The organism is Mesorhizobium sp. M7A.F.Ca.US.014.04.1.1, from assembly GCF_003998745.1.
In the GTDB taxonomy this organism is placed as follows: Bacteria; Pseudomonadota; Alphaproteobacteria; order Rhizobiales; family Rhizobiaceae; genus Mesorhizobium; species Mesorhizobium ciceri.
Genome location: NZ_RZRW01001221.1, coordinates 1 through 811, shown reverse-complemented (window position 1 = coordinate 811; position 811 = coordinate 1). Strand labels below are relative to the sequence as shown.

The 811-nt window shown below is 64.4% G+C and carries 1 protein-coding gene; it reads right to left on the bottom strand.

Annotation, left to right across the window (positions count from 1 at the left end):
• Positions 1–792, bottom strand: a 792-nt coding sequence (locus tag EOA22_RS35700; protein WP_348629526.1) for a glycosyltransferase, incomplete at its 3' end; no start/stop codon positions are given.
• Positions 793–811: the final 19 nt, after the last annotated feature.

Below are 811 nucleotides of genomic sequence, written 5' to 3'. Positions count from 1 at the left end.
CCTCAGGAGCGTGGCCTCGCCGACATCGCCTGGCATCCACAGGTCAAGACCCATCGCGTCGAGGTGTGGGGCCAGCCTGGCGAGAAGCCCCATGTTCTTATATTCCTGGTCCCGCCTCCCCAAGCAGAGGACATACGGCCTGCTCCGGTCGACGGCCAGAGTTGATCTCGCCGCATCCCACCGGTTCGCATGGTCGCTGCCGTTGTAGGTGACGACGATGTTTTCTTCTGGCGCGATTCCGAACTTGATCAGATGGCTGCGTGAGAGTTGCGAGACGGTCGTGATGCGGGCGGCCTGCCTGCCAAGTGCCGGCAGGATCAAGCGGTGCGCCCAGCGGAATCCTCGCGCGTAGCTCGACGGCATGAGCCTTGTGTGCATGTCATGGATACACGCGATCTGGCGCCTCAGCGCGACGGGAGCGAGATTGCAGAAGCTCAGCAATCCTCCAGGCACATGCCAGGGCAGCTGCGCCTGCACCCAAAATTGCGGCAGTCGCGGCCTGCTGAATTCAGGAACGACCCGGACGGGGATGGCATCGAGGCGCAAAGGTTCCGAAAGCGGACGCGGCACCACGAGATCAATCTCCAGGTCGCGACCGAGCGGATGCCCTTCTGAAATGAGGGCGTCGAGAGCCAAGGTGACCTCGCGGGCGTAACGGGCCACACCGGTTGGCCGAAGCGTCGTGAAGTCTCCATTTATCGTCCAGCGCCGTCTCGGCGCTTCCCGGTCCGCGCACACCGCAGCGGGATGGCCGATCAGGAAGTCGGCGCCGGCGACAGCGGATCTGGCCAGGGGCGTGTCGGCACGGTGT